Origin of the sequence: Pseudoalteromonas espejiana DSM 9414, from assembly GCF_002221525.1 — a bacterium.
In the GTDB taxonomy this organism is placed as follows: Bacteria; Pseudomonadota; Gammaproteobacteria; order Enterobacterales; family Alteromonadaceae; genus Pseudoalteromonas; species Pseudoalteromonas espejiana.
Map to the genome: position 1 here is coordinate 688234 of NZ_CP011029.1, position 24116 is coordinate 712349.

General features: G+C 38.9%; 19 protein-coding genes. 10 read left to right on the plus strand and 9 right to left on the minus strand.

The annotated features are described in order from the left end of the window. Nucleotides 1–23 precede the first annotated feature (23 nt). From hisH to hisG, 5 genes are read right to left on the minus strand one after another with little or no spacing between them, the layout of a single operon-like run. Complete coding sequence (gene hisH / locus PESP_RS19960) at nt 24–614, minus strand: imidazole glycerol phosphate synthase subunit HisH (RefSeq protein WP_089349750.1); 591 nt, start codon at nt 612–614, stop codon at nt 24–26. Further along, the gene (gene hisB / locus PESP_RS19965; protein ID WP_058405289.1) at nt 611–1672 is read right to left on the minus strand and encodes a bifunctional histidinol-phosphatase/imidazoleglycerol-phosphate dehydratase HisB; all 1062 of its coding nucleotides are present in this window, start codon (nt 1670–1672) and stop codon (nt 611–613) included. The genes hisH and hisB overlap by 4 nt, the downstream gene beginning before the upstream one ends. Then, complete coding sequence (hisC, locus tag PESP_RS19970; RefSeq protein ID WP_089349751.1) at nt 1669–2778, minus strand: histidinol-phosphate transaminase; 1110 nt, start codon at nt 2776–2778, stop codon at nt 1669–1671. Before hisC ends, hisB begins: the two co-directional genes overlap by 4 nt. Beyond that, nucleotides 2768–4069 carry a histidinol dehydrogenase gene (hisD, locus tag PESP_RS19975; RefSeq protein WP_089349752.1) on the minus strand — a complete coding sequence of 434 codons (1302 nt, stop codon included), beginning with the start codon at nt 4067–4069 and terminating at the stop codon, nt 2768–2770. Before hisD ends, hisC begins: the two co-directional genes overlap by 11 nt. Before the next feature lie 5 nt (nt 4070–4074). Next, nucleotides 4075–4974: an ATP phosphoribosyltransferase gene (hisG, locus tag PESP_RS19980; RefSeq protein ID WP_004586378.1), complete on the minus strand. Its 900-nt coding sequence runs from the start codon at nt 4972–4974 to the stop codon at nt 4075–4077. Between the two features lie 436 nt (nt 4975–5410). Here hisG and PESP_RS19985 point away from each other — a divergent pair, with 436 nt between their 5' ends. Further along, the gene (locus PESP_RS19985; RefSeq protein ID WP_089349753.1) at nt 5411–5659 is read left to right on the plus strand and encodes a hypothetical protein; all 249 of its coding nucleotides are present in this window, start codon (nt 5411–5413) and stop codon (nt 5657–5659) included. Nucleotides 5660–5678: 19 nt separating this feature from the next. Here PESP_RS19985 and PESP_RS19990 read toward each other — a convergent pair whose 3' ends face one another. Beyond that, nucleotides 5679–6629: a GlxA family transcriptional regulator gene (locus PESP_RS19990; RefSeq protein WP_089349754.1), complete on the minus strand. Its 951-nt coding sequence runs from the start codon at nt 6627–6629 to the stop codon at nt 5679–5681. A gap of 195 nt (nt 6630–6824) precedes the next feature. Between PESP_RS19990 and PESP_RS19995 the strand changes: the two genes are divergently transcribed. After that, the gene (locus PESP_RS19995) at nt 6825–7442 is read left to right on the plus strand and encodes a transglutaminase-like domain-containing protein (RefSeq protein ID WP_089349755.1); all 618 of its coding nucleotides are present in this window, start codon (nt 6825–6827) and stop codon (nt 7440–7442) included. A gap of 165 nt (nt 7443–7607) precedes the next feature. On the opposite strand, the gene PESP_RS20000 is transcribed toward PESP_RS19995, so the two are convergent. Continuing rightward, nucleotides 7608–8891 (minus strand): cation:proton antiporter, encoded by a 1284-nt coding sequence (locus tag PESP_RS20000; RefSeq protein ID WP_089349756.1) that lies wholly within the window; start codon nt 8889–8891, stop codon nt 7608–7610. A gap of 499 nt (nt 8892–9390) precedes the next feature. Between PESP_RS20000 and PESP_RS20005 the strand changes: the two genes are divergently transcribed. The 5 genes from PESP_RS20005 (at nt 9391) to PESP_RS20025 (ending at nt 16620) form a co-directional block, all read left to right on the plus strand. Beyond that, on the plus strand, nt 9391–11571 hold the full coding sequence (locus PESP_RS20005; RefSeq protein WP_089349757.1) for a M4 family metallopeptidase: 2181 nt from the start codon (nt 9391–9393) through the stop codon (nt 11569–11571). 65 nt (nt 11572–11636) lie between these two features. Next, a complete protein-coding gene (locus PESP_RS20010; RefSeq protein ID WP_089349758.1) occupies nt 11637–13493 on the plus strand; it encodes a M28 family metallopeptidase in 1857 nt (618 codons plus the stop codon). Between the two features lie 102 nt (nt 13494–13595). Then, the gene (yoaA, locus tag PESP_RS20015) at nt 13596–15512 is read left to right on the plus strand and encodes a DNA repair helicase YoaA (protein WP_089349759.1); all 1917 of its coding nucleotides are present in this window, start codon (nt 13596–13598) and stop codon (nt 15510–15512) included. A gap of 9 nt (nt 15513–15521) precedes the next feature. Continuing rightward, the gene (gene tsaB / locus PESP_RS20020; RefSeq protein WP_089349760.1) at nt 15522–16226 is read left to right on the plus strand and encodes a tRNA (adenosine(37)-N6)-threonylcarbamoyltransferase complex dimerization subunit type 1 TsaB; all 705 of its coding nucleotides are present in this window, start codon (nt 15522–15524) and stop codon (nt 16224–16226) included. 64 nt (nt 16227–16290) lie between these two features. Beyond that, entirely contained in the window at nt 16291–16620 is a 330-nt protein-coding gene (locus tag PESP_RS20025; RefSeq protein WP_089349761.1) for a hypothetical protein, read from the plus strand. A gap of 85 nt (nt 16621–16705) precedes the next feature. Here PESP_RS20025 and PESP_RS20030 read toward each other — a convergent pair whose 3' ends face one another. Beyond that, entirely contained in the window at nt 16706–17995 is a 1290-nt protein-coding gene (locus PESP_RS20030; RefSeq protein WP_089349762.1) for an alkaline phosphatase, read from the minus strand. 409 nt (nt 17996–18404) lie between these two features. Between PESP_RS20030 and PESP_RS20035 the strand changes: the two genes are divergently transcribed. The 3 genes from PESP_RS20035 to rnd all read left to right on the plus strand — a co-directional run bounded on the left by PESP_RS20035 (nt 18405) and on the right by rnd (nt 22206). Beyond that, nucleotides 18405–19256 carry an alpha/beta hydrolase gene (locus tag PESP_RS20035; protein ID WP_089349850.1) on the plus strand — a complete coding sequence of 284 codons (852 nt, stop codon included), beginning with the start codon at nt 18405–18407 and terminating at the stop codon, nt 19254–19256. A 115-nt stretch (nt 19257–19371) separates the two neighbouring features. After that, complete coding sequence (gene fadD / locus PESP_RS20040; protein WP_089349763.1) at nt 19372–21024, plus strand: long-chain-fatty-acid--CoA ligase FadD; 1653 nt, start codon at nt 19372–19374, stop codon at nt 21022–21024. 51 nt (nt 21025–21075) lie between these two features. Next, nucleotides 21076–22206, plus strand: coding sequence for a ribonuclease D (gene rnd, locus PESP_RS20045; RefSeq protein WP_089349764.1), 1131 nt, complete (start codon nt 21076–21078; stop codon nt 22204–22206). A gap of 223 nt (nt 22207–22429) precedes the next feature. Here the strand turns inward: rnd and PESP_RS20050 are convergent, their stop codons facing one another. Beyond that, nucleotides 22430–24091 carry an RluA family pseudouridine synthase gene (locus PESP_RS20050; RefSeq protein ID WP_089349765.1) on the minus strand — a complete coding sequence of 554 codons (1662 nt, stop codon included), beginning with the start codon at nt 24089–24091 and terminating at the stop codon, nt 22430–22432. Between the last annotated feature and the right edge of the window lie 25 nt (nt 24092–24116).

Sequence of the window (24116 nt, forward strand, 5' to 3'; positions counted from 1 at the left end):
TTTATTGTTGGTTAATGGGCAGTTTATAACTGCCAATCAACAAAATTTTGTAATAAACGTGTGCCTACTTTTGCACTGCGCTCAGGGTGAAATTGCATGCCAGCGTAGTTGTCTTTTGCAACAATAGCTGAAAAGGTTTGGCCGTATTTGCCGCTTACAAGTGTTGCATCGTTTACAGTGTGTGCAAAGCTATGTACAAAGTACACTTGCTCGTCTTGTGTTAACCCTTTAGTAAGTGCATGCTCTTTATTAATGCTTAAGTTATTCCAACCCATATGCGGGGACGTCAAACTGCCAACATCAAGGGCTTTTACTTGCCCAGGTATTTTACCTAAGCACTGTACGTTACCTTCTTCGGTGCTTTCGCACAGTAACTGCATACCTAAACAAATTCCCATAAGTGGGCGCTGGTATTCGTTTATAGCTTGTTGCCAGCCGTTATCTACAAGGCGTTTCATAGCAACCGATGCATGGCCAACACCTGGTAATATTGCACGCTCAAAGCCTTTTAATTGCTCTGGCGAGGTAATTACTGTTGGCGTTTGCCCTAAGCGTTCAAAGGCAAAACGTACTGAATTTATATTGGCACAACCGGTATTAATTATGGCAATCATAAACATCCCTTAGAGCTGGCTGTTTGTTGGGTCGTGTCTTGTGCTACTGCCATACGAAGGGCGCGTGAAAACGCTTTAAATAACCCTTCTACTTGGTGATGACAGTTACCGTCGCTTACCGATAAAATAAGGCTAATAGCGGCATTATCGCTTAAGCTTTTGAAAAAGTGCTCAACCATTTGTACGTCTAAATCGCCTGCTTTTTCGCGGCTAAAGTTAGCGTTTAATACAAATGATGCGCGGCCCGATAAATCAATTTGTGCCTCTGCTTTACATTCATCCATTGGCAGTGCAAAACCATAGCGCGCTATTTGCGATTTAGTGCCAAGCGCTTGTTTAAGCGCAACACCTAGGGCAATACCAATGTCTTCAACAAGGTGGTGCTCGTCTATGTGTAAGTCGCCTTTTGCTTTAATGTTTAAACCAATGTTGGCGTGCGTGCGAATTTGATCAAGCATATGATCAAAAAAGCCAAGGCCAGTATCTATGCTACCGTTTTTAGTTTGATCTAGGTTTATGGCTACATCAATTTGTGTTTCTTTGGTGTTACGCGTAACACGGCCTTCGCGGTTAGCTGTGGTGAGCTTGGTAACAATGGCAGGCCAGCTGCCATCGTACAAAATGCCTTCACAACATAAATTTTGTGCAAGGCCAATATCTGTTTGGCGATCGCCAATTACATATGAACGTGCTAAATCAACTTTGCCAGAGCGCATAAGCTCAGTTAATAAACCGGTTTTAGGTTTACGGCAATCACAGTTTTGCTCGTCAAAGTGTGGACAAATTAATACCTCGTCAAAGCTAATGCCTTGGCTTTGCATAATATCCATCATTTTATCTTGTGCTATATCAAAGTCAGCAGTCGGGAAGCTGTCTGTGCCTAAGCCATCTTGATTCGATACCATCACTAAACGGTAACCGGCGGCTTGTAATTGTAATAAAGCCGGGATAACACCTGGTAAAAAGGCAAGCTTTTCTAAGCTGTCTACCTGTTTGTCGGTAATTGGCTCTTCAATTATGGTGCCGTCGCGGTCAATAAATAAATAGGGGTTACTCATGATACTTCGTTTCCTGCTAATGGTGCTGTGGTAGCCGGCGTTTGTAAGCCATCTAACCAAATTTTAACTTGTTCGAGCTCTTGTTCACTACCAATTGAAATTCGTAGCCAATCGTCTTCACCGTATAGGGTAAACGCGCGCATTACTAAACCTTGCTCAAGTGCTACCTTAAAGTAGTTTTTGTTGGCTAATTTTAAGGTAACAAAGTTACCTTCACCAGTGAGAATTTTTAATGCAGCGGGGGAGGCGTTTAACCACTGTACAAGTTTAGCTTTTAAGCTATTTAAAATAGTCACTTGGCGGCGCATTGATGTAATTGCATCAGGTGCAATTGCTTGCGCAGCAATACTTGCCACTACGCCAGATACCGGATACGGCGCAATCACTTTACGAATTGGCGCCAGTACACTTTGTTGTGCAAGTGTAAAACCAGTTCTAAGGCCTGCAAGTGCAAATGCTTTTGATAGTGTGCGCAGTACCACTACATTACCAAATTCGTTTATAAGTGCTGTGGCGCTTTGCTCTGGGCAAAATTCAATATAGGCTTCATCAACAATTACTAAAGCTTTTCCCGTAAGCGCTGTTGCAATTGCTTTTACTTTATTAAGAGGGGTTAGGCTACCTGTTGGGTTATTTGGATTACAAATAAACACCAGTTTTGAGCTGCCCACAGCCTTTACTATTTCATCTACACTGCCATCAATTAATAGCGCTTGCGTTAGGCTATTAATGGCAACGTTATGAGTATCAGCCGTAACTTTGTACATACCGTATGTTGGTAAAAATAACGCAATGCTGTCTTTAGCTGGTTCACAATAAGTGCGTACTAAAAGCTCAATGCCTTCATCGGCGCCGCGCGTCATTAATACGTTTTCGCTTTCAAGCTCTGTATAAGCAGCGTAGCGGTCAATTACCAGTTGCGGTTGTGGATCTGGGTAGCGATTTAAATCTTCAATACTCAGTTCAAGGTTTTTAGCATAAGGGCTTTCGTTGGCGTTTAACCACGTTGTACCGGTTAGCTTTTCACTTTTAGCAGAGCTATAGGCAGCAAGTGCTGCAATGTTTTGTGGTAATAAGCTTGTCGCTTGTGCGCTCTCATTGCTCATTTTTAATTGCCTCTAAACGAATTGAAACCGCATTTGCGTGTGCATCAAGGCCTTCTGCATCTGCTAGTGGTAATATAGCTTTTGAAAGCTGCGTTAAGCCACTTTTACTAATAGTTTGCACTGTGTACGTACGGAAAAAATCAAGCAAGTTTAAACTTGAATACGTTGCACTGTAACCATAGGTAGGTAACACATGGTTAGTACCCGATGCGTAATCGCCCGCTGATTCTGGCGTGTAGTCGCCTACAAATACAGAGCCTGCATTTTTTACTTTATCTAAATAAGGTGTTGAATCTGCTAATTGCAAAATTAAGTGCTCAGGGCCATATTGCGCTGATACGTCAAATGCTTGTTCAACAGAGTCCACTAAAATAAGTGATGAATTAGCCAGAGCTTGCTCGGCTGTATCTTTGCGGCTTAATTTAGCAAGCTGGCGTGTAAGTGCCTGCTGCGTTCGCTCAATGATATTTTCGCTGTTACACAATAAAATAACTTGCGAGTCTGCGCCGTGCTCAGCTTGCGAGAGTAAATCTGCTGCTATAAATTCTGGGTTTGCACGCTCATCTGCAATAACTAATACTTCAGACGGACCTGCTGGCATATCGATTGCCATACCAGGAATTGTTTGCGCAACAAGCTGTTTTGCCATCGTTACAAAGCTATTACCTGGGCCAAAAATTTTGTTCACTTTAGGCACTGATTCAGTGCCGTAGGCCATTGCGGCTATTGCGCCTGCACCACCACTTTCAATCAACGTTGTAATACCACACAGTTTTGCAGCATATAAAATGGCAGGGTTAATACTTTCATTACCTTGAACAGGGGTTGCAAGTACGACGGTTTTAGCACCACTTAATTGCGCAAGTACACCTTGCATAATAACCGATGATGGCAGTGGAGCACTGCCACCTGGTACATAAATACCCACAGCTTCGATGGCCTGATATTTCAGTTCACATACAACACCAGGTTGGGTTGATAACTTAATATCTTTAGGCAATTGCGCTTCGTGAAAACGTTTAACGTTTGCATAAGCGGTGTCAATTGCGTATTTAAGCTCTGCGCTTAGTGCTTGCTCTGATGCGTTTATTTCATCAAGTGGTACACGTAAACGAGGGTTAGCTCTATTATCAAACTTTTTAGCCATATCAAGTAAGGCTTTATCGCCTTGCTCTTTAACATCGCTCATAATTGTTTGGCATATTGCTTCAACCTTTGCGCTGGCAGAAACCGCAGGGCGCATTAGCGCCGCTGCTTGTACTTGTGAAGATTCCTCATTCCAACGAAGCATGGTACTTACTCCATCATTTTTTCAATTGGCATTACTAAAATAGAGTTAGCGCCTAGGGCTTTAAGCTGCTCCATTGTTTCCCAAAATAATGTTTCGCTGCTTACCATGTGAAGCGCTACGTACTCTTCATTACCAGCAAGTGCGAGTAGAGTAGGTTGGCCTGAGCCTGGTAAAATTTCGCAAATTTCATCAAGTTTAGTTTTTGGCGCGTGTAGCATAATGTATTTGCTTTCTTTTGCTTGTTTAACACCACGAAGGCGCGGCATAAGCTTATTGATTAGCGCTAGTTTGTCTTCATCTTGAAGGTCTTTATTTTGAATTAAACACGCGTTTGATTCTAAAATTGTATCACCTTGAATTAAGCCGTTCGCTTCAAGGGTTGCACCGGTTGAAACTAAATCACAAATTGCATCAGAAAGACCTGCACGTGGGGCAACTTCTACTGACCCTGTAAGCATTACAGTACTTGCGTTAATGCCTTCACGCTTTAACCACTGCGTTAAAATTTCTGGGTAGGTTGTAGCAATTCGCTTACCTTCAAACCAACTCTTATCACGAGGGCCAAGCTCTTGTGGCCATGCAAGTGCAAGGCGACAGTAACCAAAATCTAGTTTAGCTAGTTTGCTAACTTCGCTTGGTACACCTTGGCGTTCACGTTCTGCTTGAACTTCTACTAGTACGTTTTCGCCAACAATACCTAAATCACATACACCGTCCATTACTAAGCCCGGAATATCGTCATCGCGCACACGTAGTACGTCAATTGGCATATTAGTTGAGTGTGCAATTAAGCGTTGCTCACGTAGGTTTAATTTAACACCTAGTTGCTTTAGTAAATCTTGACAATCTTTAGACAGGCGACCGCCTTTTTGGATGGCGATACGTAGACGATTTGTGTTACTCATTATTCATTTTCCTTTAATTTAAAAACTAAAAACCCCGAGGGGAACCTCAGGGCGAAAATGAATCAATGTGTTTTGAATCGCCAGAGGTTCCTTTTAGGAATAACCTCTCAGCGAAAGACCTGACAGGTTATTCCGGTGAATGGTGGTGATGATGTACTGTTGTCAGGTTTAAGCGCATTTTAATAATCCTATTTTGCTTAGCGCTATTTAGTGAGCGTTAAGCTTTAATCTGTTTCAATAAATTTCGCATTCATAAAAACATAAACCGCCTTGCTAAGGCAAGTTTTTTTTTACCTAATTAAAGCATATCTTATAACGGTCGATAATATTGAAAGCAAAACCTCAATTTTTGCTGTTTTAATGTTTAAAATGTAGGCAAAACAGGCTTTGTTGGTCGTTTTATCTAATTTAGAAAATTAACGTTAAGGAGGATTGTATGGATATAATGATCCCTTTTTTAGGGAAAATATCACGACTCGAACTTGAGCCAAAAGGCGCTTTTCACATTGCAGGTGTGCAAAATACGCCGCAATCACAAAAAATTAAGCTGGAAAATGAAAAAAAGCAAACGCTAAATAAAAAACGATTAGAAGCAGCTCAAAGTAACAAAAGCGCAAACACCGCTAACGAAAAAGCCATTACCGTGGATGATGAAGGTAACAAGCATTTAGATACGTGGGCTTAATATTAATTTGCAATAATACTTAATCATTCTTACGCCACTTAGCAGGCGTTAGTCCTGTGCTTTTTTTAAATAAACGAGAAAAAAAACTACTGTTTTCATAGCCCACATCCACCGATATTTCGTTCACGGTTTTATCTGTTGCTAATAATTGCTTCTTGGCTTTATCTATTCGGACTTCTTGTACATATTTATTAATTGATATTCCTGTTGCTTGCGAAAATCGTCTTTTTAAATTGCGTTCACTAAAATTAAATTGTTTTGCTAACTCATGTATTGTGATTAAACCGCTTGAATGGTTATTAATCCAATCTTGTATCTCGTTAATTTTCTCATCTCTATGATTATTAAATTGAGGCAAAATAAGATTTAATTTATTAGAATCAGAAATAAGTAAATGGGTTGCACACTGCTGAGAAAAACGGTCGCCTTTATCTTTAGCAACAATCCCTAAAAGCACGCTAATACCCGCCTCAAAAGAGCCTGTTGTATAGATGTTTCCGGTTCTTAAATACGATTTATGACTAATAAATTGGCAATCAGGAAATAACTTACTGAGAGGCTTAACCAAGCTCCAGTGAGTCGCAATCACCATTTTGTTCAATTGACCTGTTGCTGCTAAAAAGTAAGAGCCTGTACTTAAACTAAGAATAGACGAGCTACTGTGTATTTTTGGTTTTAGCCAATCAATAATTAAGTCAGTGCCAAGTGGCATATTTTTTAATTTTGAGCCCTCTATTGGCGGAATAATAACTAAATCATACGCTTTGTCAGAAAGCGAATTATCGGCAATAACAAGTGAATTACTTGAACTCGTTATTGCACTACCGTCGGCCGTTATTATTTCTACTTCATAACTTTGGGGTAATGAGTAATGCGAGTCGAGCAAGGAAACAATAGTAAAAAAGTCTTTTGCTAAAAACACGCTCACAGCCCAGCAGTCTTCATAGGCAATAATTGCTATATTTTTCATAATTTCACTTGGCCCAATCGGACTGTTAAAAGTACCTGTGCAGACATATTATTTTGATGTTTGTAAAAGTAACATTGGAACATACTTTAAAGACTCATGTATTTAAAAGTTATTGTTTTTAAGTGTTTTTTACTATTTTAAATTATAGCTAAACTACGTGGGATTATAATAAACATATTTGTTGAGGGGGCAGGTTTGCAACAGTACTTACAAAATGATGCTTTTTTTAATCAAAATCATCAGGAAATAAATAGCTGGTTACAAAAGGTAAAAGGAGATAACGATCGTACTAAGGCAATTTCAATTTATTACCTTGTAAGAGACCAGATTAAGTATGATCCCTTTACTCTTTTAGATGGAGCCAAGTCACTCAGTAGTGATTATTGCTTAGATAATAAAGCAGCCTATTGTATTCCTAAGGCATCGCTACAAATAACATTAAGCCGAGCATGTAATATTCCCGCACGGTTAGGCTTAGCTGATGTTCGTAACCATTTAAGCACCCCTAAATTAGATGAATTACTAAAAAATGAAGTGTTTACTATGCATGCTTACGTAGAGCAGTTTATTGAAGGGAAATGGGTTAAATCAACCCCGGCCTTTAATAAGGAGTTATGCGACTTAGTTAACATAAAGCCGTTAGAGTTTGATGGGGTTAATCACTCTTTATTTCATCAATTTACCACTGATGGTAAAAAGCATATGGAATACTTAAAAGATCACGGTCAATATGCTGTTATGCCAACAGCATTCATTAATAAAAATTGTCAGCTTTATTACCCACATTTAGAGCTCGACTTTGCCGAGATTTAATAAAAATATCTTTACATTAATAGCATTACTCTGTGGTTAATTTTTTAGATAAACCTAGGTTGGCGTTGTTCTATTTCAAAAGAGTTTGGTGTAATGGAAGTAAATAATAATTAGCAAAATTCAGTTAACCCGCAGTGACATTACTGCGGGTAACATCAATAAAACTTATTGGGCTTGCTCAGCAGATTTAATACTGCTTTGTATAAGAGGAGAAATAGTTAACCCTTGAACTATTATTGAAAATATAACCACAACATAAGTCACAATAACAATTAAATCATGTAAGTCACTGCCTGATATAAACACTTCATCGCGCGGAATTGCCGCAGCCATAGCAAGCGCTAAACCACCACGTAAACCACCCCAGGTTAAAATTTTAACACTGTGTTTATCGTAATGTCTAAAGCGTTTAAATATGACAAAAGGCGCGCCAACACTAATGAAGCGTGCTAACAAAATAGCAGGGATCATCACCAGCCCTAAGCCAATTTCAGCTAGGGTTACTGGCATAGTAACAATCAGCATACCTATGATTAAAAACAATAACGCATTTAAAAAGCTGTCGGTGGCGTGCCAAAAGTCTTTAATATAGCGTGTGTTTTCGGGGCCTGTACGTTCAGTGGCTTTTGCGCGAGTAATATTACCCAAAATAATTCCGCTGGTAACCATGGCCAATGCGCCTGATATTTCCCAAATATTTGCAGCGGCAAAGCCCGCTGTAGGAATTGTTAAAGTAATTAATAAACGAATATTTACATCTTTACAGTTAATAATTAAAAAGTGACCCACTAACGCCATAACTAAACCAAACACAATGCCGCCAATAGCATCAACAAAAAAGAGCTCTGCTATATCACTTGGGTTTGCATCTGTTCCAAAAAACGCGACAGAAAAAAGTGTTGTAAAAATAACTAAACCAATACCATCGTTAAATAGAGACTCACCTTCGACTTGAACTGAAATACCTTCAGGGGCGCGTAATTGTTTAATAATAGCGAGCACAGCAATAGGATCGGTAGGGCTTATTAATGCACCAAAAAGTAAACAATAAATAAAAGGTACAGGCCAGCCGAGCGCGGAAAAAATATAAAAACTTAAATAGCCGACCAAAAAAGTAGACACCACAGTCGAAAACAACACCAGTGCGGTTATTTCCCATCGCTGTTTGCGCAGTGCAAGTAGGTTTATTTCCAGCGCGCCTGCAAACAGTAAAAAGCCCAACATACCTTTTAAAAGTAACTCATTAAAATTGATACTTGCGACAACTTGGGTGATTTCTAGTGCCGTTTTATCGCCTAATAATTTAACCGAAATAATCAATAACAAGGATATAACAACTGAGCCTGTTGTAATGGCGATAGTTGTTTGCATTTTGAGGACATACTGGTTTGCAAATGCAATAAAAATTGCAATAGCAGAGAGAAAACAAATGAGATACCAAGCATTCATTGGCTAACCTTAAATTTATTTTAAAGAACGAAAAAGACGGAATAAAACGGCCTGTATAGTACTCCTGTGATCTCGTGCTGTCACAGGCTTTATGGCGTGATTTACAAGTTTTATTTGTCTAAAAGAGACATAAAGTTAATGCAAAATTGCGATTGTTGAAGGTTGTAAGTAAGACATTAACAATGGGTTGCTTTAGCAATTAATATGATTTTTATATGCTGTAAATCTAATCCTTTTACTCGTCACTCACATTCTAGAAATTAAAACACCTGTAAATATATATTTACATTTAATTTGCTTTTTTAGTTTAAGGTTTTTCGGTTGAATTTTAAGTGTTTGTTATTGTTAATTTTATATAGGTTTCTAATACTTTAATTGTAAATTAAATGTTTAATTTTCATAACTCAAATTTGTAACATAAGCTTGATCCTTAATCGGGTACAGATAGTTCCGGTTAATACAAATCCACTACAAACTAAATACTTTACGGAGCGTAAACGTGAATTTATCTAAAATCACATTAGCAACTTTTGCTGCTTTAACTTTGGTTCAAGCAACAGATGCAGTAGCTGCGAATAAGAAATACCTAAATCAACAAACGGCAATAAATACATTGGTGCAATCAAACTCAGCATCAATATTATCTACCAGTCCTAAAGATTTGATTGGGTTAAGTGTAAGGAACGAATTAGTTGTATTAAAAGAGTTTACGAGCAACAACGGGGAAGTGACCCGCCGTTATCAACAGACATACCAAGGCTTACCTGTGATAGGAGATACACTAAGCCTAACATTTAAAAACGGCATGCTTAAAAAAGCACATGGCGCTGCAGTATATGATATTGAAGGCGATATAAATGATGTAAGCGCTAAATTATCAGCAAAACAGGCGATGCTTCAAAGCCAAAATGTGGGTGTTGCTGCAAAGACTATTGGCTTAAAAAAACACAATGAAAAATCGAGATTAGCCATTTGGGTTGACCAGCAAAGTAAGGCACATTTAGTTTACGAAGTGTCGTATGTCACTTATGGTAAATCGCCCTCAAGGCCTTATCAAATAATAGATGCAAATTCTGGTGAAGTATTATTTAGTTTTGATAATCTTCAGCACGCAGACGCTACAGGGCCAGGTGGTAATTTAAAAACAGGTAAATATATATATGGAACTGACTTTGATAGTTTAGATGTTAGCCAATCAGGCAATAATTGTACGATGAACAACTCAAATGTGCGCACCATAAACCTCAACGGTGGCACAAGTGGTACGTCTGCATATTCTTTTACTTGTCCTGAAAACACATTTAAAGAAATAAATGGCGCGTACTCTCCACTCAATGATGCGCATTATTTTGGTAATGTAATTTTTAATATGTATAACGATTGGATTGGTTCGCCCCCGCTAAGTTTTCAGTTAAAGATGCGCGTTCATTATTCTAGCAATTATGAAAATGCATTTTGGGATGGAAGTGCAATGACCTTTGGCGATGGCCAAAATACGTTTTACCCACTTGTTAGCCTTGATGTTTCGGCACATGAAGTTAGCCATGGTTTTACAGAGCAAAACTCTGGTTTAGTTTATAGCGGTAAGTCGGGTGGGTTAAATGAAGCTTTTTCGGATATGGCTGGTGAAGCTGCTGAATTTTACATGAAAGGCACTAATGACTGGTTAGTCGGTAAAGACATATTTAAAGGTAATGGCGCGCTTCGTTATATGAATAACCCAACGCAAGATGGCCGCTCTATTGATAATCAAAGCAGCTTTTCGTCAGGAATGGATGTACATTATAGCTCGGGAGTATTTAACAAAGCATTTTATAATTTAGCTACTTCACCTGGTTGGGATACACAAAAAGCGTTTGTTGTTATGGCGCGTGCGAACCAACTTTATTGGAGTGCTAGCACTAACTGGGATTTAGCCGGCAATGGTGTAATGGATGCCGCGTGTGACTTAAATTATGAGCCCGCTGATGTACAAGCTGCACTTGCGGCTGTAGGTGTAAGCTCTACTTTAAGTGCAGGTAGTGATTGTTCAACAACTCCTCCACCATCAGATGAAACCTTAACCAATGGTGTTACACGAACAGGGATCAGTGGCGCTGCCAAACAACAGTTATTCTTTACATTAGAAGTGCCAGCAGGCGCTACCGATTTACAGTTTAATACAACGGGTGGCTCAGGTGATGCTGACCTTTATGTGCAATACGCAAGTAAACCTACTTTAAATACGTATGATTGTAAAAGCACAACCTCTTCAAGTACTGAAAATTGTAGCATTTCAAATGTACAAACAGGAACATACTACGTAATGGTAGAGGCGTGGAATGCTATTTCAGGCATATCATTAACAGGTAGTTTCAATGGTGGCTCCGATACAGAGAACCCTATAAATAGAACCGAATCTAATATTAGCGTTGCTTCTAATAATTGGACGAGGTTTACACAAGATTTAAATGCAGGCTACAGCACTTTAAATATTAGTATTTCTGGTGGCAGTGGCGATGCTGACTTGTATGTTAATTATGGTTCGGCGTCGAGTACATCTAGCTACTTATGCAGACCTTATAAAAATGGAAATAGCGAAACATGCACATTTGATAACCCTCAATCAGGTACTTGGTACATTGATTTGAGAGGGTACACCAACGCAAGTGGTGTAACTCTGAATGTGACTGCTAATTAATTTTAAAAAAGGGGCTCAGCCTCTTTTTTTTAGCAGGTTTGTTTACAATTTTATAAGGAATACTAATGAAGATGTTTACTATTACAATGTTAAGCACATTTGCCATGCTTTGTAGTACTAGCTTAGTAGCGCAAAATGAAGATGCTATATGGGTGAGTATTGATTCTAGTGAAGCCACACATTATGAACATAAGCAACACAGCTTAATACACTCGTTGCCATTTTTACACAGGGCTAGCAGCTCATTACCTCAGATTGATTTAGTGAGTATACCGGCAAAGCATGCAAATAATTTAAGTGAGTTTATGCATGATAATTACAATCGGTGTGGCGGTTTTGTAGCGCATGATTCATGGCAGGAGGCAAATAAGTATACTAAGCAATTAGCCGCGGCACATACGCTTCAAAATACACTCGCATTAAGCTATTCAATCAATAATCAAGAAACCGTGCAATCACTCATTTCATCAATTAGTACCGTAAGCCTCGATAGCACAGTAAATTCTTTAACCAATTTTAATAATCGTTATTACACGTCGCAAACAGGTGTTGATGCAGCTAATTGGCTTAAAAGTTTTTGGCAACAAATAGTACAAAACCGAAGCGATATAAGTATTGATACTTACTCGCATAATTGGGCTCAGTCTTCAATTATAGCGACCATTGAAGGCAGCGATAAATCTAGCGAAATAGTAATTATTGGCGGCCATCTAGATTCAATTAATCAAAGTAATCCGGCCGCGGGGCGCTCACCGGGTGCTGATGACAATGCCTCGGGGATTGCTGTATTAACTGAGGCATTACGAGCAGTTGTTCAAAGCGGTTACAAACCACAGCGAACTATTCAAATTATGGCATTTGCAGCCGAAGAGGTTGGACTTAGAGGTTCTTCTGACATTGCAAGTAGTTATAAGGAACAAGGAAAAAATGTAGTTGGAATGGTGCAATTTGATATGACGGGGAATAATGGCAGCATTGAAGATATTGTTATGATGACAGACTATACGACCAACGCACAAAACCAGTTTTTATCGCAATTGTTAGATACCTACATGCCACAAATTAATTATGGTTTTGATCAATGTGGCTATGGGTGCTCTGATCATGCATCTTGGTATCAACAAGGCTTTGCTGCCTCAATGCCATTTGAGTCGAAAATGAATGAGATAAATCCACTTATTCATACACAAAACGACAACCAATTTGACGCGCAGCACGCGAGTAAGTTCGCTAAGCTTGCAGTAAGCTACTTAGCTGAAATGGCAAAAAATGCAGGGGATATACTGCCTCCAGCTAATAACCAATTACAAAATGGCGAAACGCTCAATGGGATTAGCGCTGCTGCAAAAGCACAACTTATATACACGATTGACGTTACGAGCAATGCGCAAAATCTTAACTTTGTTACAGCCGATGGAAGTGGTGATGCAGATTTATATGTGCGCTTTAATCAAGCGCCCACACTTAACGAATTCGACTGTAAAAGCACCTCTTCAACCAGTAATGAGCGCTGTGACATAGAACTAAGTCGTGAAGGTATTTACTACGTAATGGTAGAGGCTTGGAATACCATAGAAAATGTGTCGTTAACTGCAAGTTTTGATAGCGGTAACAATGTTGAACCAATAAATCGTATAGTTTCTGACATTAATGTGAGTGCAGGTATGTGGCAGCGCTTTAGCCAAAACATAAGTTCACCGTATTCATTATTAGATATTAGTATTTCAGGTGGCAGTGGCGATGCTGATTTATACGTAAATGTTGGTTCTGCTTCAACGCAGGCTCAATACCTGTGTAGACCATATAAAAATGGTAATACTGAAACTTGTACCTTTTCCTCTCCTCAGCAAGGAAGTTGGTATATAGATATAAAAGGCTATAGTGACGCAAGTGATATTACCTTAACTATTAACGCACAATAATGTGTTACAGGGGCAAGCGCCCCTTTTCTTATAAATTGTAATTTTAATGGGCTTGCCCTTATAGCCATGCTTACGTAAAATCCCGCTATTATTTTTTGTAAAGTGATTGGTATTATCAAACAGCTGTTTAGTGCAACCGGGCCATTGGCGTTATCTTTAGATGGCTATACTCCGCGCCAACCTCAAATTGACATGGCTGTAGCCGTTAACGATGCATTAAAAAATAGCACGCAGTTGGTGGTAGAAGCCGGTACAGGTACAGGTAAAACGTTTGCTTATTTGGCGCCTGCACTTAAATCAAAAGGTAAAACAATTATTTCTACAGGGTCAAAAGCGCTGCAAGAGCAATTGTACCACCGAGATTTACCTCAGCTTGTAAAAGCGCTAAGCGCTTCAAAAAAAACCGCTTTATTAAAAGGCCGTGCTAATTACCTTTGCACCTACAGGTTAAGCCAACATGTGGCCCACGTGCCGACAGATGACCCCGATGTAATGCATCAGCTTGCCATGGTGGCAAAATTTGCCAGTGAAACTCAGTCGGGCGACTTAGCCGATTGTATTGGTATTGAAGAAGACGCTAAAGTACTGCCTTATGTAAACTCGACTGCTGATAACTGTTTAGGCAAAGAGTGCCCCGACTTTCAAAGTTGTTATATACGTAAAGCGCGGTTAAATGCAGCCGAAGCCGACGTAGTGGTTATAAACCATCATTTATTTTTTGCCGATATGGCAGTGAAAGATTCAGGCTTTGCCGAACTTATGCCTACAGCCGACGCTTATATTTTTGACGAAGCGCACCAACTGAGTGAAATTGCGAGTGACTACTTTGGTGAAAGTATAAGCACCAAAAAGCTGGTGGATTTAATAAACGACTTACGTGCTATTTATCGTGCTGAAATTCCTGACATGCTGCAGTTAGGTAAAAGTTTAAACAAACTTGAAACCAGTGTAGCCGACTTACGTTTACAGTTTGGTGTTGATGGTAGCCGAGGTGATTGGCGCGAAAAACTCGGCGATAAACTAATTTGTGCAGCCCTGCACAGAGTAATAAGCGATTTAGATTTTGTATATCAAGTTTTAAAACTATGCCTTGAACGCAGTGATAAAATAGAGCACCCATTTGAACGTACATTAGCGTTTAAAGGTCAATTAGAACGTGTATTTGATACAGCACAAACTGGGTTTAGTTACTGGTACGAAACCACACGGCGCTATTTAACCGTAAACATAACACCGCTTAACGTATCTGCTAAGTTTGCACAAATGATGAAAGACACCGGAGCAGGCTTTGTGTTTACCTCAGCAACACTTTCTGTTGATAATAAGCTTGAGCACTTTAACGCAAGCCTAGGCCTTACGCCTAAACAAAGCATGATGGTAGACAGCCCGTTTGATTATCCTAATCAAGCTTTGCTATGTTTGCCTCGGTACTTACCCGAGTCTCACGCCGATAATATGCCTCACGCTATTATTAAATTAACGCTTGAACTTATAAAGTCAGCTAAAGGGCGTTGTTTTGTATTGTTTACCAGTTATAGAATGATGCATTTAGTTGCTGAGGGTCTAACAACTCAAATGGATTACCCTGTGTATATGCAAGGCCAAATGTCAAAACGCATTATCCTTGAAAAATTTACCCGCCACGGTAATGCTGTTTTACTTGGTACAGCCTCTTTTTGGGAAGGCGTTGATGTACGCGGTAGTACTTTAAGCTGTGTTATTATAGACAAACTGCCTTTTGCAGCACCCGATGACCCATTACTGCAAGCTAAAATGCAAGACTGCCAAATGCAAGGTAAAGACCCGTTTGCGCATATTCAGTTGCCACAGGCTGTCATTGCGCTCAAGCAAGGTGTTGGGCGTTTAATACGCGACAACAAAGACAAAGGCGTACTTGTTATTTGCGATAACCGTTTAGTAACACGCCAATATGGCCAAGTATTTTTGAAAAGCTTACCGCCAATGCGACGCACGCGAAGCTTAGAAGATGCCAATACATTTTTAAAACAAATTAATTAGAGTACTAAAATGATTAAAAGTAATATTCTTGCCCTAGACGCCTCAACAGAAGCGCTCTCTATTGTTTTGCATTTTAAGGGCCAAACGTTTCATCATTTTGAAGAATGCCCACAACAGCACAGCCAAAAAATTCTTCCTTTAGTTGATGAATTGCTATCTAAGGCGCAGTGTAAGCTTAAAGATTTAGATGTTATTGGTTTTGGCCAAGGCCCTGGTAGCTTTACGGGTGTGCGTATTAGTGTAGCTATAGCACAAGGTTTAGCGTATTCGGCAAATTTACCGCTAGTGGGTGTATCAACGTTAGCTATTATGGCGCAGCAAGCTTTTGAAGAAAATGGCAGTACTTGCGTATATCCAGCTATAGATGCGCGTATGGGCGAAATTTACTTTGCTAATTACCAGCTAAATAACACTAAAATGGAATTAGTGAATCAAGAATGTGTAATTAAACCTGAGCTGTTAACTGCTGATTTTATATCTGCAAATAATGAGCTGGCTGTGGCAGTAGGCACAGGCTTTAAAACCTACCCAGACGCACTTAATAACTTTAGCAATATACAAATAAACACTGAAATTACCTTACCAGATGCACGTTTCATGCTTAACCACGTTGATGATGCCTTTTTAACCGGTAATGTTGTTAAAGCAAGCGAAGCACAGCCTAAATATGTTCGCGATACAGTAACATGGAAAAAGCTACCTGGTCGTGAGTAAGGATGTTGCAAATTGGCTGTTTTTAAATCATAATTTTTAATATGTTAAATTTTGAGGGCTGTCTATGACTTTGCCAATTGGTTCAGGTTTTTTTACTGGGGATATTCCTGGTAGAGTAAACTCGGCTAAAGCAATCACCCCTAAGCCGCAAGGTTTAGTTCAAGATAACGCCAGCCAAAAAACTAACGCAGATTATGTAAAAACCAGCGAAGAAGGCTTAAACCTCGCTAATCAGTACTTTACACAAAACACAAAGAGTGTGCAGTACAGCCAAACTATATACGATCAGCCAAGCCCAACAGTGAGTAAAGCGATTTCAACATATACTGAATTTGCAAACTTAGAACGCCGAGCTGAAGTGCAAGATTTAATTGGCGTTGATATTTACGCTTAGCCACCATTAAATTGAGCCGCTTAAAAAAGCCCGAACAACACATTGTTCGGGCTTTTTACATTATGTGTTTCGTTTTTAAAGGTATTTACTGCTTAATAAAGTTAATAAGCTTATCGGCTATATCAGTATTATTTTGCGCACCTATAAACTGATCGCTTCCTTTACCATATGCAAATACTTGTACATCTACAGCAGTGTGTCCGCCTGTTGTCCAGCCCGTAAAGCTTGCGTCGCTAATAATGCTTTTAACAGCTAAATTTAGGGCTTTGTCACCCATTTTTTTAGCTTGCTCAAGTTTTACTTTGTTAGCTGGGGTATATTCAATTCCCGTGTTGGCAGTCCAAATTGGTTCGAAATCATCCGCGGCTAGTAATTGTTGCGTCAATTTACCTGCCGTCACTTTTACACCTTTTATAACATCCGTTTCCCACTTATATTGGCCATGGGCACCAAGCGTTAAACCACCCGTTGAGTGATCTGCCGTAATAACTAAAAGCGTGTCGGGGTTATTATCAACATAGGCTTTAGCTTTTTCTATTGATTGAGCAAAGTCGTCCATTTCTGCCATAGCACAGGCCACATCGTTAGCGTGGCCACACCAATCAATTTGGCTGCCTTCAATCATTACAAAAAAACCTTCTTTGTTTTCGCCATCGAGTAAATCAAATGCTTTAGCGGTAAGTTGCGTTAAGTGATTTGAGTTTGCATCAAGCGCGAACGGCAATCCAACCGGTGCGTATAAGCCCAGTGCAGGCACTTGAGTTATTTGACCAAGGTTTTTAATGTCATCGCTATATTGATAACCTGCCGCTTTAAATTCATCAACTAGGTTACGGTCTTCTCTAATAAAGTATTGTGTGCCGCCGCCAAGCATTAAATCAACAGGGAGTTTGCCAGCAATTTTGTTATCAATATACTCATTAGCAATTTCATCGTAGTTACGACGTGATTCGTTATGTGTAGCAAAGCTTGCAGGCGTAGCATGGTTTATTTGCGATGTAGCCACTAACGCTGTTGTCATACCGCGTTCTTTAGCAATTTCTAGCATGGTTTTAACCGGTTTTTTATCGGTATCTACAGCTATTGCGCCATTATAACTTTTACGGCCACTGCTTAATGCCGTAGCCCCCGCTGCGCTGTCGGTTACATAGGTATGGTCGTCAGGGTAGGTACGTGCCATACCTGTTAAAATTGTATCAAAAACAGTGGTTTCAATTTGTTTGGTGGTAGGGTCATCCTTAAAGTAACGATAAGCGGTTGTGTAAGCCGGCCCCATACCATCACCAATCATATAAATTACATTTTTAGGTGCATCATCTGCATAAGCACTAGTTGATGCACATAAAAGTGCTAATAAGCTAAACTGGTTTTTCATTTTCATCCTTATGAATATGCTTTTTTAAATAGCGCCTCAATTGTATACGGTTAGCATGATAAAGAAATGAATAGCGCATAAAAAGTAGCTTGAATTACAATTAAATTTGCTAACTTGTCACTAAAACGATACTACCATTTCTTTATGTTATGTTAATTATATTGTAATGAATATAATGCTATAAATTGTCAATAAGCGTATGTGTAAGGGTTAAAACATACAAAAAGGATTTATTAGCTTTAAGTTTTAAACTTTAAATAATTGATAGTTAAGTGTTTATTTTATAATTAAAATTAACCTTACACATAAAAAGGTCTTTATAAATACAAAAAATATAAAAAATTTTCGTATTAGAGGTCTGACAACTAGTATGTTATAAATAATGTCGCGCGTTAAAAAGAGGTATTACTTGCAGCCATTTGAAATAAAAATACAGAATTTAAATATACAAGGCCTTAAAAAGGGCAGTGGTGATGAAGTTGTAATAGCGCTGCATGGCTGGTTAGACAACAGTAACAGTTTTACGCCTATGCTAAACAAAGTTAATCCAGCGCATACTTGGTATTGTATTGATTTTGCAGGCCATGGGTTATCTGATTGGCGAAGCAATGACGCGCATTATTATTTTGTTGATTATATTGACGATGTGTACCAACTTATACAGAGCTTAGGTGCTAAAAAAGTACACTTGGTTGGCCACTCAATGGGGGCCATGGTTGCAGGGTTATTTGCTAGTTGTTTTAGTGAGTATGTTTTAACAGTCTCTTTTATTGAAGGGATAGGGTGTGTAACAACCCCAAGCGATGAAGTATGTGAGCAGCTTAAAGGTGCAGTGCTTAATAGGGAGCGCCGTAACAATAAAAAAGGGCGTATTTATAAGTCTAAATCAGCCATTATTGAAGCGCGATCACAAACAAGTGATTTAAATAACGAACTGATCAGCTTATTGATGAGTCGTAATATCAAGCAAGTTGAACTAGGGTATGAGTTAACAACTGACCCAAAGCTTAAAAATCACTCAGGTTTTAGGTTTAATGAGGCGCAATGTATTGGTGCAATAAAACAATTAATTGCACCAAGCCAATTAATTTTAGGTAACCAAGGTTATTCATTTGTAAAACAAAATTTGGCAAAGTATATTAGCTATTACAACAACTTGAAGGTAATTAATGTAGATGGCGGGCATCATTGTCATATGCAAAGCAGCGGGTTATGTTTTGAGCATATTCAAGCCTTTATGCTGCAAAATGGTGCATGTTAATTGTAAATTAGCGCCAAATGTGGGATTATTCCTGCATTAGAGTATTTGCTCAATTGTTAAAGTGCCTTACTTAGATTAAGGTTAATAAAAATATAATTATAAACAGGGGCTAAGAGTGGAAAAAATCTGGCTTAAGCGCTACCCAGAAGGTATGCCTGAAACAATCGATCCTGAGCATTACAACTCGTTAGTCGAAGTGTTTGAAAAAAGTTTTTCTGATTACAAAGATTTACCTGCATTTACTAATATGGGTAAAACTTTATCTTACAACGAAATAGATAAAGCTACACAACGCGTAGCCTCGTATATTCAAAATGATTTAGGTCTCAAAAAAGGCGATAAAGTCGCCGTAATGATGCCTAACTTATTACAAACACCTATTGCTATATTAGGCATATTACGTGCTGGTTGTGTTGTGGTTAATGTTAACCCTTTATACACAGTACGTGAGCTTGAGCACCAGTTAAAAGATTCTGACACGTCAGCTATTTTTATACTTGCTAACTTTGCCGATACACTTGAAAAAGCCCTTGCTAAAACTGATGTTAAGCACATTGTGGTTACACAAGTAGGCGACATGGTAGGCGGTGTTAAAAAGCACATCGTCAACTTTGTAGTTAAGTACGTTAAAAAAATGGTACCAAGCTACAACTTACCTAATGTAATTAAGTTCTCTGATGTACTTGCAGGCGACCCTACAAAATACACTCGCCCTGAAATGCACCTAAATGATTTAGCCTTTTTACAATACACAGGCGGAACAACCGGCGTATCTAAAGGTGCTATGCTAAGCCACGGCAATATGGTTGGTAACCTTGAACAGGTATCGGGTTGTTTAGATAAAGTATTAGACCGCGGTACCGAAGTTGTTGTAACTGCTTTACCGCTTTATCACATATTTGCGTTAACAGCTAACTGCTTAACGTTTATGAAATATGGTGGCTTAAATGTGCTGATTACAAATCCGCGCGATATGCCTGCATTTGTAAAAGAGCTAAGCCAACATAAATTTACAGCTATTACGGGTGTGAATACGTTATTTAATGGCTTATTAAATACACCAGGCTTTGCCGAGCTAAACTTTAGTCATTTAAAAATGTCTTTAGGTGGCGGCATGGCGGTACAACGCCCTGTAGCTGAAAAATGGCAAAAAGTGACAAGCTCAAAACTTATGGAAGGTTACGGCCTTACTGAGTGTGCGCCGCTTGTGACTGTAAGCCCATACGATTTAGAAGCATACAACGGCTCTATTGGTTTACCTGCACCAAACACCGAAATAAAGCTAATGCTTGAAAATGGTGAAGAGGCCGCTAAAGGTGAACCTGGCGAGCTATGGGTAAAAGGCCCGCAAGTTATGCTAGGTTATTACAACCGCCCTGATGCAACAGCAGAGTGCTTGCAAGATGGTTGGTTTGCAACAGGCGATATTGCCACATACGATGATGAAGGTTTCTTTTACATAGTTGACCGTAAAAAAGACATGATTATAGTTTCGGGCTTTAATGTATTCCCTAACGAAATTGAAGAAGTTGTTGCTATGCACGATGGCGTACTTGAAGTAGCTGCTATTGGTATACCGCACGAGGTAAGTGGTGAACAAGTTAAAGTTTTTGTTGTGAAAAAAGACCCATCTTTAACTGAAAAAGATATAATAAATCACTGTCGTGATAATTTAACTAATTACAAGGTGCCTAAGCTCGTTGAGTTTAGGGATGAGTTACCTAAAACAAACGTAGGTAAAATTCTCAGAAGAGCCCTGAAAGATTAGTAAACTATAAAAAAGCCGGCATATGCCGGCTTTTTTATTGTAGGAGATTAAGTGCAATACCAATTGATCGAAACACAAAATCAACTCAATACATTTGTTGAGCAAATAAAAAACAAACCAATTTTAGCCATAGACACCGAGTTTATGCGCCGCCGTACTTTGTACCCTGAAGTTGCACTTATCCAAGTATATGATGGTGAGCATTTAGCACTAATTGACCCGCTTGCTGAGTTATCGTTATTTGATTTTTGGGAAATATTAAAAGATCCACGCGTACTTAAAGTTTTACATTCACCGTCTGAAGACATTGAAGTATTTCAAAAATACGCAGGCTTTATGCCTGCACCATTATTTGATACTCAATTTGCTTTGCAACTATTAGGTGAAGGAAACTGTATGGGCTTTGCCCTTATGGTGAAAGAGTTACTTGGTATTGAAATAGATAAAAGTGAGTCACGTACTAATTGGCTACAGCGTCCGCTAACTAAAAAACAGCTAGATTATGCAGCTGCCGATACTTTTCATTTACTACCGTGTTTTGAACTAATTATTAAACGAATTAATGACGCTGAACTATTTGAAATTGTAATAAATGAAAGCGAACTGATTGCTAATAAACGTGCATTTCAAACACCAGATGAATTGTTATATAAAGACATTAAAAATGCGTGGCAATTAAAACCACACGAACTTGCAGTATTAAAAGAGCTCGCCGTTTGGCGTCGTAACAAAGCGATTCGTAAAAATTTAGCACTTAACTTTGTGCTTAAAGAGCACAACATGACTGAAATTGCCAAACGCGGGCCATCGAGTTTAAATTCGCTTAGGCAAATTCCCGGTGTTGAGTCGATGGAAGTTAATCGCTCTGGCGTAGAAATACTTAAATGTATTGAAACCGCAAAGGCAATACCGACTGATGAGCATCCTCCCGTTTTAAAGCGTTTAATTGACTTTCCTGCTTATAAAAAAGTTGCGAAAGACATTAAACAAAAAATTACTAAAGTCGCAAAAGAGCAGGGTATCCCTGAGGATGTAATGGCTTCTAAAAAGCAAATTAATCAACTTATCAGTTGGAGTTGGAAGCTTACCGATGCGCAAAAAGTAAATCATATCAAACCCGATTTACTTAATTCATGGCGCTACAGCTTTGTAAAAGAGACTTTAAAAGAGTGGGATAAGTGATACCAATCAGCAATAATACTTAATCATTTTGCGGGGCTAAACGTGTCGTTACCTTCGTTAAAAAATTCTCATTTAGAACAACTAAATAGCGAATTTTTTGCCTAGTTATCAACACATTTTTCCATCCTCAAAATAGAACACTTAATTATGCGGATTGGTATAACCCTCCCCCCCGACTGTTTATTGAAGTCGGGGGTATTAAAAGCAGCTTTTATAGCTCTTTTTAAAAATCAGGGGCAATAGTAAAAGCAAGACGTTTATGTGTAATGGGGTGATCTAAAGCTAAATGCTCTGCATGTAAATGGAGTCTGTTTGCTTTTTTACCATAGTGCGTATCGCCAATAATAGGCATATTAAGTCCTAAATGGTGTGCACAATGTACTCTTAATTGATGGGTACGCCCTGTTTTTGGGTAAAGCTGTAAGCGAGTCATGTTTTCTTTTCTTTCAAGCACATGCCATGTGGTAAGTGCAGGTTTTCCTTTGGTGTTGCAAACTAATTGCCTAGGTTTATCATCAAAATCGAGCCTTAATGGCAGTTCTACTTTGCCGCTATCGCCTTTAACAATACCATCAACAAGTGCGATATAGCGCTTATCAATAGTGCGAGCAATAAATTGTTTTTGCAAAGACTTATGTGCGCGTTTATTTAGTGCTACAACTAATAAGCCCGACGTAGACATATCAAGCCTGTGTACAATTAAAGGCCCTGTTGCATGAGGGAACTGTGTTTGAATTCGCAAATACACAGAGTCTTCAACATTAACCCCAGGTACAGATAAAAACTCCGCTGGTTTATTTACAATAACAATGTCATCGTCTTGATAAACAATGGGCAGCTCTTTGCCCTGTGCTGGGTTAACTAGCAAGGGGTTATCTTCAATATTTAGCCCTTGTAACATATGCGACAAAATAGGCTGGCACTTACTATAACAAGATGGGTAATAGTTTTTGTGCTGGCGTACAGCCGACTTAGGCGCCGCTCCCCACCAAAATTCAGCCATAGCTATGGGGGCTAAGTTATTTTTGAATGCGTATTGTAATAGTTTTGGTGCGGCACAATCACCCGCACCTGAAGGTGGAGTATGCTCAGGAAGCTCTGCAAAAATAGCATTCAGATCTTTTATTTGTTGTTGTGCATTTAAAAATTGATACTTGGCAAATAACTGTTTTTGTAAGTTTTTAGAGAGAGTTTTTCGGCGTTTTTTTAAGTGCTTTATTTCATCATTTAAAGTGTTAAGCGCATTTTGCTGTTTGGCTATTTTATCCTGCCAACTGTCTTTTATTGCTTGGTAATGTTTTTTGTCTTCAATGCTTTGTTTTGCTAAATCATGCAATGCTTTGTCTTGCTTGCTATTTGCTTGCTCTGCAATCTCACTGCGTTGTTTTTTCCGCTCTTTTCTATTTGCCTGCATGATAAGTTGTTGAGCATGTAATTGCTGCTCAAATTTTTGTGTATCAGCGTTTAGTGAAATCTGTAAGCTTTTTATATGCTCACTGTTTTCAAGCTCAGCTATTTGCGCATTGATATCATTAATTATCTTACTTTCTTTTAAATAGCTTACATCTTGCAATGCCATGCTAGATACGTGGGGAACAAATTGAATATCTGTTTCTAAGCCATCAATCTGTCCAGAAAAGGCGGCTAAAAAGCCAACCTGCTGTTGCTGATTTTTAACAACCAATACACCAAACATTTTACCATCATCAATGGAGCTATTTTCGTCATAAGGTAAGTGCAGTTTTAGCTCTTCTTGTAACTGGCTTGATGCTAAAACTGAAAGCTCATGAGGCTGATAGTAAAACGGAAAAGTAAATTTATCAGGTAGCGGTATATTATTTATAGGTTGAGAAAATAGCGTAAAACAAGCAGTGGGATTTAACATAGGGATTTTAAAGCTAGCATAGTGC